This window comes from Psychromonas arctica DSM 14288 (assembly GCF_000482725.1).
Classification (GTDB): domain Bacteria; phylum Pseudomonadota; class Gammaproteobacteria; order Enterobacterales; family Psychromonadaceae; genus Psychromonas; species Psychromonas arctica.
Map to the genome: position 1 here is coordinate 64846 of NZ_KI519480.1, position 15946 is coordinate 80791.

Genomic DNA, 15946 nt, shown 5'->3' on the forward strand with positions numbered 1-15946 from the left:
TAATACTTATTTTTGTGCGTAAGCGTCATTATGAATGCCTGCAGCACGACCCGAAGGATCGGCATTATTTTGGAAACTTGCGTCCCACGCTAATGCTTCAACAGTTGAACAAGCAACAGATTTACCATGAGGAACACATTCTGCCGCACTGTCTAGTGGGAAATGGCCTTCAAAAATACTACGGTAGAAGTAAGCTTCTTTAGTATCTGGTGTATTAATTGGGAATTTGAACTCTGCAGCAGCAAGCTGTTGATCTGTTACTAGGGTCGCAACATGCTCTTTTAGTGTATCAATCCAGTTGTAACCAACGCCGTCAGAGAACTGCTCTTTTTGACGCCATAATACTTCAGGTAATAACTGACCATCAAACGCTTCGCGTAGGATATTTTTCTCGATTTTACCATCTTTGATCATTTTAAGTTCTGGGTTAGTGCGCATTGCTACGTCTAAGAACTCTTTATCTAAGAAAGGTACACGCGCTTCAACACCCCAAGCTGCCATTGATTTATTAGCACGCAAACAGTCAAACATATGAAGTTTGCTTAGTTTACGGTTTAACTCTTCATGGAACTCTTTTGCGTTTGGTGCTTTATGGAAGTATAAGTAACCGCCAAATATTTCATCAGCACCTTCACCAGAAAGTACCATTTTGATACCCATTGCTTTAATCTTACGTGCCATTAAGTACATTGGCGTTGATGCACGGATAGTCGTTACGTCGTAAGTTTCTAAGTGATAGATAACTTCTTTAAGTGCATCAATACCATTTTGTACGGTAAAGATAATAGGGTGGTGAATAGTACCTAATTCATCAGCAACTTTTTGAGCCGCTGCTAAATCTGGTGAACCTTCAAGACCTACAGAGAACGAGTGAAGTTGTGGCCACCAAGCGCCAGTCTCATCATTGTCTTCGATACGCTGTTTAGCAAATTTTTGCGTGATTGCAGAAATAACAGATGAATCTAAACCACCAGATAATAAAACACCGTAGGGTACATCACACATCAATTGACGTTTTACAGAGTCTTCTAGTGCTTTACCGATTTCAGCAGCGCTGCCGCCGTTATCTTTAACTGCATCATATTCCATCCAATCACGAACGTAATATTTAGTTAATTCACCGATTTCGCTGTCTAAGTAATGCCCTGGTGGGAACTCAGATACTTTTGAACAAATTGGTGTTAACGCTTTCATTTCAGATGCAACATAGTAGTTACCATGTTCATCCCAACCTTGATACAAAGGAATAATTCCCATGTGGTCACGGCCGATTAAGTATTTATCTTTTTCTTCGTCATATAAACAAAAAGCAAAGATACCGTTTAGATCATCTAAAAACGCATTACCTTTCTCTTCGTATAAACCAAGAATGATTTCACAGTCTGATTTAGTTTTAAATTGGTAACCACAAGTTAATTCAGCTTCTAATTCTTTGTGATTGTAGATTTCACCATTTACCGCAAGTATGTGTGTATTATTTTGATTGTATAAAGGCTGTGCACCATTATCCACGTCAACGATAGAAAGACGTTCATGAACAAGGATCGCTTTATCAGAAGAATAAACACCAGACCAATCTGGGCCACGATGACGAAGCAGTTTTGACATTTCAATTGCTTGTTGGCGCAATGCGATAGGATCGCTTTTAATGTCGAGCACACCAAAAATAGAACACATAAGGTTACCTTTTTTATTGTAAACGGGTATCAAAGTAGCCCGTTACTTCTTGAATTACTTCTAAGCGTAAGATTATTAACCAATTCGCTTAGTGATCAAACTAGATCAACATATTGAGGTTTATGATTTTTGCAGAATAAACATCAAAAGTCACATGAAATCAGTACAATTTAGTAACAAAAAAAACTGATTCCATAATATTTCCTTCTATAAGTCGAGTTTATAGGGGCTATTCGGTAAAACGTTCTCCAAATCTGACCAAACATGGCGAGCAAAACCTGCTCCGGCTTCTTCGTACATGTTAAAAACTAAGTGCACGCCTAATTCGTTTAATTCAACTTCGTCGGTTTTATAATGAGCTAATGCGGCGACTTTGAAGGTATGCCCGTCAATTTTATTCAATTGTTCGGCGGCATAACGGTTACCATTATGATCGGGCATCGCTAATAAAATTAACTTAACATTCTCAGTGAGTTGTAATTTGCTCCAAAAATCTGAATCCAAAGCATCGCCGGTGATCACGCGACGACCTGCTTCGCGATGTTGCAAGGTGGTATGATGGTTGTAATCAATACCCATTACTTTTTCACCGTAAGTATCTTTGAGCGCATCGTATGCACCCACCCCAATTCGGCCCATACCCATTACTAAGATTTGAGCATCACCAACACGAACTGGTCGATCATCTTGATGTAAGCGAGTTGATTGGTAACGTTTTAAGGCTAAGCTATAGCGCATATAAATAGTGTCAGCATATTTATTCAATAAAGCAGAAATGATAAAACTCAGGGAGACGGCAATGGCAATAATAATTAACCAGTCCTGACTTAACCAACCTTTATGAGTTGCTAATGACGCGACAATTAAGCCAAACTCACTGTAGTTGGCTAAACTGAAAGCGGCAAATAATGAGGTACGTGAACGTAGTTTAAATTTACTTAAAGTTAAGAAGTAAAAGATGATTTTACCGGCTAATAAGAGGGATAAAATGCCAGCCACCATAAGGTGGTCAACATTAGGTAAACCAGATAACCCTATATTTAAAAAGAAACACACCAAAAACAGCTCTTTTAAATTAAACAATGATCTCGCCATCTCTTTAGCACTAGGATGTCCTGCTAGCAGCATACCTGCAATTAAAGCACCTAAGTCCGCTTTCATGCCGACACTTTCAAATAACCCAGCACCGACCACTAAAGCTAAAAAGAAACCATATAAGATCAACAATTCGCCATGTCCAGCTTTGTCTAATAGTTTATATAAAATAGGTCTAATTAAAGGTAAAGCCAATAACCCTAGCGCCCACAGAGAGGGGATTTTACCGACTGATATAGTTAAAAATAGCACAGCAAAAATATCCTGCATGATCAGTATACCAATGGCGATACGACCATAAAGCGAGTTACTTTCACTCTTTTCTTCTAATATTTTCACCGCAAATACGGTACTGGAAAAGCTTAATGCAAAGGCAATTAGGACAATGCCTGCAATATCTAACTCAGAAAAAAGTGAGACACCAATTTGTTTGATTGCAAATAGCAATAAGGTATAAAAAATAATGCTGGAAACAAGGTGGATAGTCGTTCCTGCCCATACTTCGGATTTAAATAAAGTGCGAATATTGAGTTTTAAGCCAATAGAAAAAAGCAACAAGGTTACCCCTAAATCAGCAAACGTCACTAAAGCATCGGTGGATTCAAAACCAACGAAGTTAAGGCTAAAACCGGCTAATAAAAAACCAACCATAGGCGGTAGTCCGGTTAAGTTAATTAACATTCCAAAGATAAAGGCAACGCTTATAAAGAGTAATATTGTGCTATCCATGAGTTCTCTTATTGTAAATGGGTGATTTTTTATCTGAATTTAAGTTTTTAAATCATTTTCAGTCTTGTGATTCAATTTCTTTAATATTTTAAATATTGTTTTGTCGAAATATGTATCGAAATAGTTGTGTCTAAATTTTAGTGTCGCAATTATTGTATTTGTATCTTTTCATAAGCGTGAAGAAAAAGGCATTACTTTATTTAAATAAATTTAAGGCCTTATCACGACCGAGTTGATGAGATTGGTGTCGCTAAGACAAAGACTCATTGTTTAAGAGGCCTGAACTTTTTAACTACAAATTAGAGTTAAAACGGTATTTAAAACGATACTTAGAACGATATTTAAAACAATGTTATTGGAGCCGATGCTGTTGATTCGGCTTGTTGTTCTGATTCAGGCCTGAATGCATGTTCCATTGATTGTTGCTGTTGTGCTTTTTGTAATTGTAGGTTTTGTGGCTGAATGTATTCAACAAAAGTAGTGGTATCTGGCCAAAAACGATATATGTTCAGGGTTATGCTATCTTTTAATGTCCATTGATAACTTGTTTCGCCTTGAAGTGCTTCGCCAATAGATAGGTGAGGTTCTCCATAACGTTCAGTTAATTGTTGTTTTATTTTACCAATTAATGCTGGATTATTGCGACCAACAAAAGTATAGGTGGCTTTTACGAATTGATTTTCTCGCGTGTAGTCAATGGTCAACTCACTAGAGCCTTTGATCATGGCTCCGGTGAAATAACGATCTGACCATTGAGTATTATCTTCTGACAACACTTTAATCGATTGCTGCTTTATTTTATCACGTAATAAAGTGCGGTCTGCACAACTGATTAACTCTGAGAATAATAAAGTGGTTGCTGTATCTAAGCATTGTTCATGACTTACGAGTTTTTCTAACTTTGTTTTCGCCCAAGTCTGCGATGCTTTTTTATATAAGGCAATTGCTTCAGCTTTATTAACCTTAGTGAAAATACCATGCTCATAAAAGTAAGCTAATTTCGCATGCGCTAACTTAAAATCTAATGTGGAAGCATATTGATAGTTTTTAAATGCTTTCTGTAAGTTTCTACTTATATCGTTCGGAAAACCTGAAGTACCATATTCATATATTTGTGCCAGTTGATAATAAGCTTGTGCATGGTCACGGCGTGATGCTTGCGTATACCATTCGATAGCTACCTGAATATTTTTAGCCGTGCCTTTACCCATTTGTGATAAATAACCGAGCCGGTATTGAGCATCGGTATTACCTTGCAATGCCGCTTGACGATACCATACTAAAGCTTGTGAAAAATTAGTGGTAGTACCATCTCCTAGCTCGAGTAATTGACCTAATTTGAAGGCTGAGGGAGCATAACCATTGGTGGCTGATTTTGTATAAAGTTGAATGGCTCTAGGGTAGCTTTGCTTTTCACCCAACCCTTTTTCATAAATCATCGCCAGCTCGTACTGTGCGGCTAAATTATTTTGAGTGGCCGCTTTTTGGTACCAATAAATAGACTTTTTATAATCTTGTTTTATACCTAATTCATTATTTTGAGCAGATTGGTATAACTTACCTAGGCTAATTTGTGCATTCACATGACCTTGTTCAGCGGATTTTTGATACCAATAAATGCTTTGTGTAGTGTTTTGTTTGGTGCCAATACCCTGTAAATAATAATTACCTACCTGGAATTGTGAAATAGGGTCACCCTGATTTGCAGCTAGTAAAAAATAACTTAATGCTTTGCTTGAATCCTGTTCAGTACCGACGCCTTTTGCATACATAGTCGCGGTGACATATTGCGCGGCAGGGTTGCCTTGTTGTGCAGCTTTTTGGTACCAATAAATTGCTTTTTTAAAGTCTTTTGCGACCCCTTGACCACTTTCATACATCCAGCCTACAGTGTACTGAGCGGCAGGATCTCCTTGTGTTGCGAGTGGAAGCCAGATTTGTACTGCTTTTTTATAATTCCCAGACTGTGCTGCTTCATAACCATCGGTGAATTTAGCTTGTGCGAATAGCGGCCCTGAAAAACAGAACAGTAAAATAGATGAAATAAGTAAGTGAGGTACTTTCAGCATCATGCCGATGATAAATTCCATGTATAAAAAATTGATATTATTTGATTATAACACTACCTATTTAGTTAGGCTTAGTTATATTTAATTTAATGAGAGGTAATGTCACTCGTATTTAGTCAAAATAATTAAAAAAATTGATAAGTGCGTCTCCATTAAATACTTTAAACTTTAACTTGTTGATATTTATGATGTTATTTTTTATTTTAATGGATGGATTGCTGTTAATCTTACTAAAAGAAGATCAAAGTTGGTTTGATTAAAACCAACTTATTTACATTGATTGAATAATGTACTGCAATAAATCAGCCAACAAAATATAGCTGTATTTATTGGCTCTTGATACTGATATTTGTTTCACTTTTGCTACAGCAAAGTAATATTTCGTCATCTTTAAGGTAAGCCAACGGAAAGCTACTGTAGTCTGGTTTTCCTTCAAGTAAAATTGAACGGCAAGCGCCACAGTGTCCATCTCGACAATGAAACTCAACGGACACCGCTTGAGACTCTAAATTCTCAAGCAATGTCTTGTTCGGGTCAAGCGTGTAGGGTTTGCCGTTGTAAGTCAGTGTTGATGACATTTTTTAAACTTGTTTACAGTTCAAACGTACTAAGATCTGCACTATCCACTGAGCTGTTAATTTGTCCTACTAAGTAAGAACTAATCTCTGCTTCCTGTGGGGCAACTTGTACATTGTCACTAACTAACCAATGGTTGATCCAAGGGATCGGGTTACTTTTAACTTCAAAATGTGGTTCATAACCAATCGCTTGCATACGTTGGTTAGCAATGTATTCAACGTATTGACATAAAATTTGTTCATTTAAACCGATCATTGAACCATCTTTAAACAGGTATTGCGCCCATTCTTTTTCTTGTTCCGCTGCTTTCAAGAAAATAGCGCGACCTTCAGCAAAACACTCTAACGCTATCTCTGCCATTTCAGGGTCATCTTTACCATCTGCCCATAGGTTTAATATTTGTTGCGTTGAATTTAAATGTAATGCTTCATCACGTGCAATTAGCTTGATGATTTTAGCGTTACCTTCCAATAAATCACGTTCAGCAAAAGCAAATGAACAAGCAAATGAAACGTAAAAACGGATCGCTTCTAAGGCATTTGTCGAACAGATACATAGATATAATTTTTTCTTAATATCACGTAAAGTTAATGCTTCTGTTTTGCCTTGAATATTAACGTATTTAACTTCAGTTTGCTCAAACCCGTGTAACTGCATGAATTGCACCGCATGGATCAGTTCATCGTAATAAAAAGAGATATCAATGGCACGTTTTTGAATTTCATTGTTATTAACAATATCTTCAAACACTTCATTTGGGTCAGTAAATAAATTACGTAAAATATGCGTGTAACTACGGCTGTGAATAGTTTCAGAAAACGCCCATGTTTCAATCCATGTCTCTAGCTCCGGCAATGAAACGATAGGTAACAATGCAACGTTTGGGCTACGGCCTTGAATTGAATCTAATAAGGTCTGATATTTTAAGTTAGAGATAAAAATATGTTGTTCATGGTCCGGCAGATTTAAAAAATCGATACGATCGCGGCTAACGTCAATTTCTTCTGGACGCCAAAAGAAAGACAGCTGCTTTTCGATAAGCTTCTCAAATACCTCAAATTTTTGTTGATCGTAACGAGCCACGTTAACAGGGTTACCAAAGAACATAGGTTCTTTCATAGCATCGTTGGAAAGGGTAGAGAAAGTTGTGTAAGCCATGTGACTCTCCGTCAGAATTATAATGTTGCGTATACTAACAAGATAGTACGCTTGAATCACTTTTTTGTATCACTTTAACTTCTTTTTTATGGTAAAAAAAAACTGGCTTAGTTTATTTTTTACGTGTAAAAGGCATCATCAATAATCCCCACAAATTGGCATTGTCTTTTGCATCAGGGTATTCGGCTAATCCAATATCAATTTTTGAGTCTGGCTTAGTTGCACTCGCCGCATAACTTCCAAATAGTCTATCCCACCAGATAACACTAAAACCAAAGTTACAGTTACTTTCTTTGTATAATTGACTGTGATGGATACGATGCAATATTTGAGTCATTAAAATTAAACGGGTTACTTTTTCTACTTTTCTTGGCAAACGAATGTTGGCGTGATTAAACAAAGCAAAACCATTCAATAACACCTCAAACAAGATCACCGCAACCGCAGGGACTCCTAATACAAATACCGCAATCCCTTTTATGGCAATGCTTGCTACAATTTCTAATGGATGAAATCGCAATCCGGTGCTGGTATCTACGTGCGCGTCAGCATGATGTACTTGATGTAGTTTCCACAACAGAGGAACTTTGTGAAATAAACGATGTTGCCAGTAAATCAACATATCTAATAATAAAAGACTCAGAGCGATATTTAACCAAACCGGTAGTTGTAACAGGTTAAATAGTCCCCATTGCTGGTCTGCGCAATAGAGTGCAAAGCCTGCTAATCCAATCGGTAATATTAATCGAGAAGTGAATCCTGAAATAACGATTAACCCAAAATTACCGAGTAATCGGGTTGATTGGGTCGGGGAGTGTTGTTTATTAGGCAGTTGTCGTGCAGGGAAACAAAGCTCGATCAGCATCATAGTGGCTAGAATGGTAAAAAATATCCCAACACGAATAAATGTATCATCGATCATCATTATTTTTCCTGCTTAACATCTTGCTCATTGGTTGTTTCATTGTTGTTCATATTGCTGTTTGAGTCGTTACTTTTATCACTGTTTTTCACATTACTTTTAACATTAGTTTCAATATTACTTTCAATGTCGCTTCCTACGTTACTTTTATTATCTGTATTTTCATTATCGTCAGTCGTTTCGTTAGCATCAGACTTTTCAGTATGACTCTTTAAAGTACGGTAACCACCGTGGATACGGGTGAAGATAGTAATAGCGCCTAAAAAAGCAAAGCTATAAGCAAGCTCAGGGAAGTAAGCAGGCCACAAACAAAAAGCCACAAAAAAGGCAATGGTTTCTGTGCCCTCGGTTAAACCATTTAAAAAATAAAAGCTCTTATTGGCAAACTGTGGACGTGCTAGGTTTAATTTTTCAGCGGGAATCGCAAAGGCTAAAAAACTTGAACCGGTGCCAACAAATACGGTTAATAATACCGATGCGGCTAAGGCATTCTGAACCGGATCTGCTAAAGCAAACCCTAAGGGAATAGCTGCATAGAATAAAAAATCGACACAAATATCTAAGAAACCACCCGCGCTACTACTACGTTGTTGATAGCGAGCGAGTGCACCATCTAAACCATCAAAGACACGATTAAGGATGATCATCACTAAAGCCGCTGTCCAAAGTTGTGCCGCTAATAAAGGAACCGCTAATAAACCAATAACAAAACCAACTATAGTGATTTGATCTGCATGCACACCACGCTTATCTAACTGCGTTACTAGCGGCATTAATAGTGGTTTGATATAAGGCGTGACAAATTTATCTAGCATCTCTTTTCCTGTTATTTGGTTCTATGAAGCGACTTCATTTAAAGATAGCGTGTCTAATGTGATCACTTTACCCTGTGCTGCAATTGCGTCACTTTGGTCATGTGTCACCATCACCGCAGGTAAGCTATAACGCTGTATTTGCTCAAACACTAATTGACGTGTTTCTTGGCGCAATTGGCTATCTAATTTACTAAAAGGTTCATCTAATAAAATTGCTTTGGGTTTGCTTAATAATACACGTAACAAAGCCACCCGCGCTTGTTGACCACCCGATAGATGTTGTGGGCAACGTTTTTCCATTCCAGCAAGACCTACTTGATTTAATGCTTCGCTAATTTCATCTCGACGCGTTTGTTTATCACCTTTCGGCATAGCAAAGGCAATATTGCCAGCTACGGTGAGATGTGGAAACAATAAAGGATCTTGATATAACAAACCAATATGACGAAGGTGGCTTGCGGTATTGGTAATATCTTGACCATTTAAATACAGTTCACCAGTGGCAGTAAAATCACTGGGTAACATACCCACTAACCAATTTAACAAGGTTGATTTACCGCTACCAGAAGGGCCCATAATGGTCAGTACTTCACCGCCTTTAACTTCTTCGTTAAGAGATAATAAAGGCGTTCCTTGTTGCTTTAACTGCAAGTGACTAATGTTCAGTGATGGTGTTTTCTGAGTCAGTGTTGATTTCATTTGATTTCCTAACCTCTCTTACGAAAGAAGAATTTTGGTACAGCCCAAGCTAATATAAAAAATAGTGCAGGTAATAACATCTGCATTAATGCGTAAACCGCACTGGTTCTTCTACTTGCACCATTAGCAAGGGTGACCGCTTCCGTTGTGATGGTATTGATTCGGCCTGCACCCGATAACAGAGTAGGTAAATATTGGCTAAAGCTAATCGCCAAACCTAATGCGCTGGCAATTAAAATAGGTGAGATTAATAGCGGCAATTTTAACTGCCAAAATATTTTTGATGGTGGCACGCCAAGGCTTGCAGCTACTGAGCTAAAGCGAGGATCTAAACGACGATAGCTGTTGGCTAGCGATAAAAATACATAGGGTAAAACAAACAATAAATGTGAAAAAACCACATTAACATAAGCATGTTGGCTGTTTACTTGCTCAAATAACCAGACGATGCCAAATAGAAAAGCGATACTTGGAATAAGCAATGGTAAATAAATAATAAACCCACTAATCGCAGAGATGGTTTTGGTATTTTGTTGTTCAGCTTCAAGGACCAGCAGTGTTAATGCAATAGCAATTAAAGTGGTGCTGATGGCGATCACCAGTGTGTTAAATAAGGGCGTTTGCATCTGTAATAATGCCGACGTCCAATGCAAGCTAACCAGTTGTTGCGGCAGAATATCAGGGTAAGACCAAAAGCCAGCAAAAGACCATAACACCATTGCAACCAATGCTAAGCCAATAACGGTGAGCATAGCGATTGTTATCATATCTGTTAATCGTTTGATTAACATACCGCCGTATTCCCGTTCGCCATTAATTAAAAATGCTGCGCTGCACTGTTTAACGAATAATTCTAATAACCACCAACTACCTAATAGCGAGAGAGTAATTACAATTTGTAAAATTGCCCCTGATGACGCTTTAATACGTAGGCTTAAATCAACATCATTAAACCACTGCATTATTGCAACGGCTAGAGTTGGAGGAGTGTTTGGTCCTAAAATTAGGGGAATTTCCACACTCGCACTTGAATAAGCTAATACTGCGAGAAGCGGTAAACGCATATAACCGTAAAGACTAGGCAAAATAACTTTTAAAAAGCCGGTCATCGGGCAATAACCTAAACTTGATGCCACTTTATGTTGTGCTCTTAGGGTTTTACCAATTTCAGGTTGTGCTAATACGCCTAGGGCGATTAACAGTAAAAAGGGCAGTTCTTTAAGAGTCAGTCCGAAGATGATACTTAAGCCATAGGGATCATGTGGCAAAAGCCAATCTGGTGGTGTGTCCCAACCTGTTAACCAAGGTGAAACAAGTCGTGATAAAAAGCCAGAAGGTGTAATTAAAAAACCAATTGCTATCGCGGCTGCTGCATGAGGAATAACTAATATTGGGCCTAATAAACGCTGGATCCGTTTTAACCAAGGGCTATTAAAATAACTTGCAAGTATTAAAATAGTGATTATAAAAGCTAATAATGTACTGGCTAAGCTAGTTCCAAAACTGAGCAATACCATGCGCTCAATGCCTGGCGTTTGAAAAAGTTGAACAAACCCAAACAAACCAAACTCATGCGCCCCAAGCGCGGGAAACCAACCAAAAGCAGGTAACAACACGCCTAATAAACCACCCAAGACAGGCACCACTAACAAGGCAATTAACAGATATGGGCTATTGCGTACTACACGCGTAAACAGGGTATTAGCAACAATCATTATTGTACTCCATAGCGGGTAAGCCACTGTTCTGTAATGACCTTAACCCAACTAGGATGTAATTCACCTAATAAACGGGTGTTATCTATATTGATGATATTTGCACTTAAATGCTGTTTTTTAGGAGCAGCAAAGAGCGTTTTTTGTGTTGCAGTTAATTGTGATAAATCGAGCACGCTACTATCGCCCCAGACTGCTGTTTTTTGTTTTCTAGATTGTGCTTCTGGGCTTAATAAAAAGTTAGCAACTAATTTAGCGCCCTCAATATGAGGTGAGTTATAAGGTATTGCTACAAAGTGGATATTACTTAAACTACCGTCTTTCATTCTATAGCTGCGCGTACTATCTGGTAAGTCATAGCGAGAAATCGCAGAAGGGATTTCAGCGGCTGAAAAGGTAAATGAGACTTGTAACTCTGTATCACCCATTAGACGACGTAATGCTAGCCCATTGGATACAAAGTGTTTACCTTGACGCCATAAAGTAGGGTGTAATTTATCTAAGAATTGCCATAACGACGGTAATAATTGTGCTTGGCTTTCTACTGTTGCATCTTGGTAGAGCTTTTCCTTAATATTGGCTGGTTGCTGTTCATTTAAAATGATCAGTGCGTACTTTAAGAAGCTCATGCCTAAGAAGTCGGGTGGTTTAGGGTAAGTGAAATGACCTGGGTGATTTTCACTCCAAGTTAATAATTCGGGTAATGTTTGTGGCACATCATTTACTTTTAAACTATCAAAGTAAAAAGTCAGGGCAGCTTGTCCCCATGGTGCTTCCATCCCCTGTGTTGGCACACCAAAATCGCGTGTCATCGCCGGGTTATTAGTGGGGTTCGTTAATTCAAAATTAGGTAACTCTCCAGCCCAGTCTGCTGCGAGTAATTGATATTTGGCCATCGATGCGAAGTTTGCTCCATTGATCCAAACTAAATCAACTTGGCCATTACGATGATTGTCTGCTGCTTTTTCTGCTAAAACACGGCTGACTGCTTCACTGGTATCAGTGAGTTTTACATGGTGTAAATTTATCGCATATTTTTGCTTAACTTGATCAGCAACCCATTGAATATAATTATTAATTTGTTGATCGCCTCCCCACGCATGAAAATATACGTTTTGTTTTGTGCCACGTTTTTCAACATTATGCCAAGCACGGGAAGTCGATTTAGCTTCAATACTTGCTTCATTTGCAAATATATTGCTGCTAAGCGGAATAACGCTTAGCAGACAAAGGCTAATGATCAATTGACGGTAATAGTTATTTAAACATTTACTTAGTCGCATTAAGTTTCCAATTGTAATCTAAAAATTTAACATTAAAATCTTGGTTTTTTAATGTTAATGCTTGCTGCACATTCAATGTCAATGCATCTGCATAAAGCCCTATAAAGCTTTGTATTGATTGTGTACCACGAAAGCCTTTCTCAAAGTCTTCACCATACCATTTAAAAATTGATGACATGTAATAAGTATCACCCTTGATATAGTTGCGGCTTGTGTCGGTTAAGAAACGCTCAGTTTGTTGCGTTAATTGCTGTTCAAGCTTATCGGCGGTGTAAGCCTCTTCTCGAAGTGCAGGGCAACCAATACTGGCACAGTTTACGGCAAAATGAATACGCGGATCGTTATAGCGATCACTGCCACGAATAAGATCATGTTCGATATCGTTTAAACTTATTTTTTTACCCAACAGCGGAATAAACTCTTTATCCCACGGAGAGCTAAATAAACTGCCCAAATCTTTGATCGACTCTAGGTCAGGGTATTCAGTTAAAATAAACTCAACAGTCCATGCATTATAAGCATTGATTAAAAAGGCTAATTGTTTCTCTTTCGACCAAGCATCAAAATCTGCACGGGAGACTTCACTTAATTTATCAAGGTAAACTTGTAATTCGTTTTCTTGACTTTTAAAAGCTTTGTAGTCAACAGCTGTGCTGTGCCCTTTATTAATTGGCGAAATATTTTGCTCAAGTAACTCAGTCCAACTGGCATGTAAACTATTGCTTGTATCAGCATAAACATTGCTGATCATTGAACTGCTCAGTATTGCCGCGCCTAAGGTGAAGCGCACCAGGGCGCTTACCTTATTAGTTGTATTTGCTATCACTGATATCATTAACCGCGTCTCCAAGTATGGTATTTTTCTAACCAGTTTAATACCGTTTGTGGTGCGTGATTGCGTTTCCATTCACCGGCTGCATACTTATTGCCTTCAGCCCATGTTGGGTAGCTGTGAATCGTACCTAGAATTTTATTAAGCCCTAAGCCGTGCTTCATGGCTAACACAAATTCTGCGATTAAATCACCTGCATGTTCAGAAACAATCGTCACACCTAAGATTTTGTCTTTGCCCTTAGGCGTAATGACTTTAATGAAACCTTTGGTTGCGCTGTCGGTAATCGCGCGGTCTAACTCTTCAAAGTCAAAGCGTGTTATTTCATAATCAATGCCTTTTTCTTTGGCTTCAGCTTCATTAATACCAACACGAGCAACTTCAGGATCAATAAAGGTTGTCCATGGGATCACTCGGTAATCCACTTTAAATTTCTTCAAGTGTCCGAATAAACCATTTACTGCAGCGTACCAGCCTTGATGCGCTGCAACATGCGTAAATTGATAAGGGCCCACAATGTCGCCTGCAGCAAAGATGTTAGGGTAAAGAGTTTCTAAGTACTCGTTAGTTAAGATCGTACGGTTTGTTTCAATACCTAACTCTTCTAAACCATAACCCGTTAAACGTGCACTACGCCCTACAGCACATAATAATTGGTCGTATTCAATCGCAATTTCTTTCTCATTATGTTTAACGATGATGAATTTTTTACCGTCTTGAGTCTCACAACGTAATGCTTGGTGCGATGTTAAGATGTTCACGCCACTTTCTTTTAGCGATTCAGTTGCAAATTCAGACACTTCAAGATCTTCTTTGATCATGATGCGTTCAGCCATTTCAATTTGCGTTACCTTTGAACCAAGACGTGCAAAACTTTGCGCTAATTCTGAACCGATTGGACCACCACCGAGTACCACTAATTTTTTTGGTGCTTCTTCTAATTTTGCAAACTCATTCCACAGCGTATCACTAGTTACGTAACCTGTTTCTTCAATACCTGGTAGTGGCGGCACAAATGGGCGTGCACCGGTTGCGATAACAATGCTACGCGTTGTTAGTTTCTTTGTTGTTCCATCTTCATAGCTAATTTGTACTGTCCAAGGGTCAAGGATTTTTGCATAACCTTTTTCTACTTCAACCCCTAAGTTAGTGTAACGTTCGACACTATCGTGCGGCGCGACATCGGCAACCACTTGATGAACACGCTCCATTACTTTTTTGAATGAAAATTGTGGGGTTGTATCTTCTAAACCGTAGTGGTGTGCATTACGAATTTGTTCAGCAATCTTTGCACTTTTAATAATGGCTTTACTTGGTACACAGCCATAGTTAAGACAGTCACCACCCATTTCACCGGCTTCAATTAAAGTTACTTTTGCTTTTACAGCAGCAGCGATATAACTGGTAACAAGTCCACCTGCGCCAGCACCAATAACAACCATATTACGGTCGAATTTAGCTGGTTTAGTCCATTTACCATAAACACGGCGTTTTTTGATCATATTGACAATTCCTTTTGCGATAAGTGGAAATAGACCTAACAAAACAAAAGAGATAATTAGGTTAAACGATAAAATATTCGATAGGCTCTCTATTTGAGCAAGTTGAGTACCCGCATTTACGTAGATAAATGTACCGGCTAACATACCTAACTGGCTAACCCAGTAGAATGTCCACGATTTAAGTGCCGTTACACCCATTAATAGGTTGATCAAGAAGAAAGGGAAAATAGGCACAAGGCGCAAAGTAAATAGATAAAAAGCCCCTTCTTTTTTGATCCCTTCATCAATGGCAGCTAGTCGTTCAGGAAAACGATTTTTAAGTGAATCGCGTAATAAATAACGCGACACTAAAAACGAACACAAAGCACCTAAACTAGAAGCAAAAGAAGCAATCACGAAGCCTTCAAATAAACCAAATAAAGCGCCGGCTGCGAGTGTTAAAATAGCCGCCCCAGGTAATGCTAATGCGGTGACTAAAACATACAGAACAAAGAAACCACCAATAACTAAAAGCGGGGATTTTTCTCTCAACTCACTGAATTGATCCATTGATCCTTTCAACCCATCTAAGGTTAAGAGTTGGTGCAAGTTGAAATGAAAAAACAATCCTATTAATACGATTGCTAGTAACAGTAGTACGATCTTCTTTAACATAGTTTATAACCTTTATAGGGATGCGATAGGGCGGTCTTTAGTTGCGTTACAACTATTTAAGCACCCACGTCGAATTTTCATAGCCATTACGTTTATTATTATTTTGAAATCACTGCGTTGTTAGCGCACAGTTTTTTGTCTTGTAATGGATAGCTCAAACATAAAGACCTTAGAATGCTTATTTTAATTTCCTAATAATCTAAAAAAAGTGAAAAAA

At 38.3% G+C, this 15946-nt stretch carries 11 protein-coding genes and 1 pseudogene; all 12 read right to left on the bottom strand.

Annotated features, from left to right (window positions below):
* Nucleotides 1-6: 6 nt before the first annotated feature.
* Nucleotides 7-1677 (bottom strand): asparagine synthase B, encoded by a 1671-nt coding sequence (asnB, locus tag H592_RS0116395; RefSeq protein ID WP_028869716.1) that lies wholly within the window; start codon nucleotides 1675-1677, stop codon nucleotides 7-9.
* Nucleotides 1678-1884: 207 nt separating this feature from the next.
* Entirely contained in the window at nucleotides 1885-3501 is a 1617-nt protein-coding gene (locus H592_RS0116400) for a cation:proton antiporter family protein (protein ID WP_037072008.1), read from the bottom strand.
* Nucleotides 3502-3842: 341 nt separating this feature from the next.
* Nucleotides 3843-5573 carry a tetratricopeptide repeat protein gene (locus H592_RS22610; RefSeq protein WP_169727668.1) on the bottom strand — a complete coding sequence of 577 codons (1731 nt, stop codon included), beginning with the start codon at nucleotides 5571-5573 and terminating at the stop codon, nucleotides 3843-3845.
* A gap of 323 nt (nucleotides 5574-5896) precedes the next feature.
* Complete coding sequence (yfaE, locus tag H592_RS23740) at nucleotides 5897-6148, bottom strand: class I ribonucleotide reductase maintenance protein YfaE (RefSeq protein ID WP_084296313.1); 252 nt, start codon at nucleotides 6146-6148, stop codon at nucleotides 5897-5899.
* A 13-nt stretch (nucleotides 6149-6161) separates the two neighbouring features.
* Nucleotides 6162-7307: a class Ia ribonucleoside-diphosphate reductase subunit beta gene (gene nrdB, locus H592_RS0116410; protein WP_037072009.1), complete on the bottom strand. Its 1146-nt coding sequence runs from the start codon at nucleotides 7305-7307 to the stop codon at nucleotides 6162-6164.
* 112 nt (nucleotides 7308-7419) lie between these two features.
* Complete coding sequence (locus H592_RS0116415) at nucleotides 7420-8229, bottom strand: sterol desaturase family protein (RefSeq protein ID WP_028869719.1); 810 nt, start codon at nucleotides 8227-8229, stop codon at nucleotides 7420-7422.
* Between the two features lie 161 nt (nucleotides 8230-8390).
* Nucleotides 8391-9044 (bottom strand): annotated as a pseudogene (locus H592_RS22615) (CDP-alcohol phosphatidyltransferase family protein); the annotation flags it as partial.
* A 21-nt stretch (nucleotides 9045-9065) separates the two neighbouring features.
* Entirely contained in the window at nucleotides 9066-9743 is a 678-nt protein-coding gene (locus H592_RS0116425) for an ATP-binding cassette domain-containing protein (protein WP_028869720.1), read from the bottom strand.
* A gap of 8 nt (nucleotides 9744-9751) precedes the next feature.
* Nucleotides 9752-11458: an ABC transporter permease gene (locus tag H592_RS22620; RefSeq protein WP_037072010.1), complete on the bottom strand. Its 1707-nt coding sequence runs from the start codon at nucleotides 11456-11458 to the stop codon at nucleotides 9752-9754.
* Nucleotides 11458-12741, bottom strand: a complete 1284-nt coding sequence (locus H592_RS0116435) for an ABC transporter substrate-binding protein (protein WP_028869721.1) — start codon at nucleotides 12739-12741, stop codon at nucleotides 11458-11460. Before H592_RS0116435 ends, H592_RS22620 begins: the two co-directional genes overlap by 1 nt.
* The gene (locus tag H592_RS0116440; protein ID WP_051369221.1) at nucleotides 12728-13576 is read right to left on the bottom strand and encodes a DUF547 domain-containing protein; all 849 of its coding nucleotides are present in this window, start codon (nucleotides 13574-13576) and stop codon (nucleotides 12728-12730) included. Before H592_RS0116440 ends, H592_RS0116435 begins: the two co-directional genes overlap by 14 nt.
* Nucleotides 13576-15729: an FAD-dependent oxidoreductase gene (locus tag H592_RS0116445; protein ID WP_028869723.1), complete on the bottom strand. Its 2154-nt coding sequence runs from the start codon at nucleotides 15727-15729 to the stop codon at nucleotides 13576-13578. Before H592_RS0116445 ends, H592_RS0116440 begins: the two co-directional genes overlap by 1 nt.
* Nucleotides 15730-15946 lie beyond the last annotated feature (217 nt).

Coding starts and splice junctions, on each gene's coding strand:
- asnB (WP_028869716.1), bottom strand. CDS start 1,677: ATGTGTTCTATTTTTGGTGTGCTCGACATTAAAAGCGATCCTATCGCA.
- H592_RS0116400 (WP_037072008.1), bottom strand. CDS start 3,501: ATGGATAGCACAATATTACTCTTTATAAGCGTTGCCTTTATCTTTGGA.
- H592_RS22610 (WP_169727668.1), bottom strand. CDS start 5,573: ATGATGCTGAAAGTACCTCACTTACTTATTTCATCTATTTTACTGTTC.
- yfaE (WP_084296313.1), bottom strand. CDS start 6,148: ATGTCATCAACACTGACTTACAACGGCAAACCCTACACGCTTGACCCG.
- nrdB (WP_037072009.1), bottom strand. CDS start 7,307: ATGGCTTACACAACTTTCTCTACCCTTTCCAACGATGCTATGAAAGAA.
- H592_RS0116415 (WP_028869719.1), bottom strand. CDS start 8,229: ATGATCGATGATACATTTATTCGTGTTGGGATATTTTTTACCATTCTA.
- H592_RS0116425 (WP_028869720.1), bottom strand. CDS start 9,743: ATGAAATCAACACTGACTCAGAAAACACCATCACTGAACATTAGTCAC.
- H592_RS22620 (WP_037072010.1), bottom strand. CDS start 11,458: ATGATTGTTGCTAATACCCTGTTTACGCGTGTAGTACGCAATAGCCCA.
- H592_RS0116435 (WP_028869721.1), bottom strand. CDS start 12,741: ATGCGACTAAGTAAATGTTTAAATAACTATTACCGTCAATTGATCATT.
- H592_RS0116440 (WP_051369221.1), bottom strand. CDS start 13,576: ATGATATCAGTGATAGCAAATACAACTAATAAGGTAAGCGCCCTGGTG.
- H592_RS0116445 (WP_028869723.1), bottom strand. CDS start 15,729: ATGTTAAAGAAGATCGTACTACTGTTACTAGCAATCGTATTAATAGGA.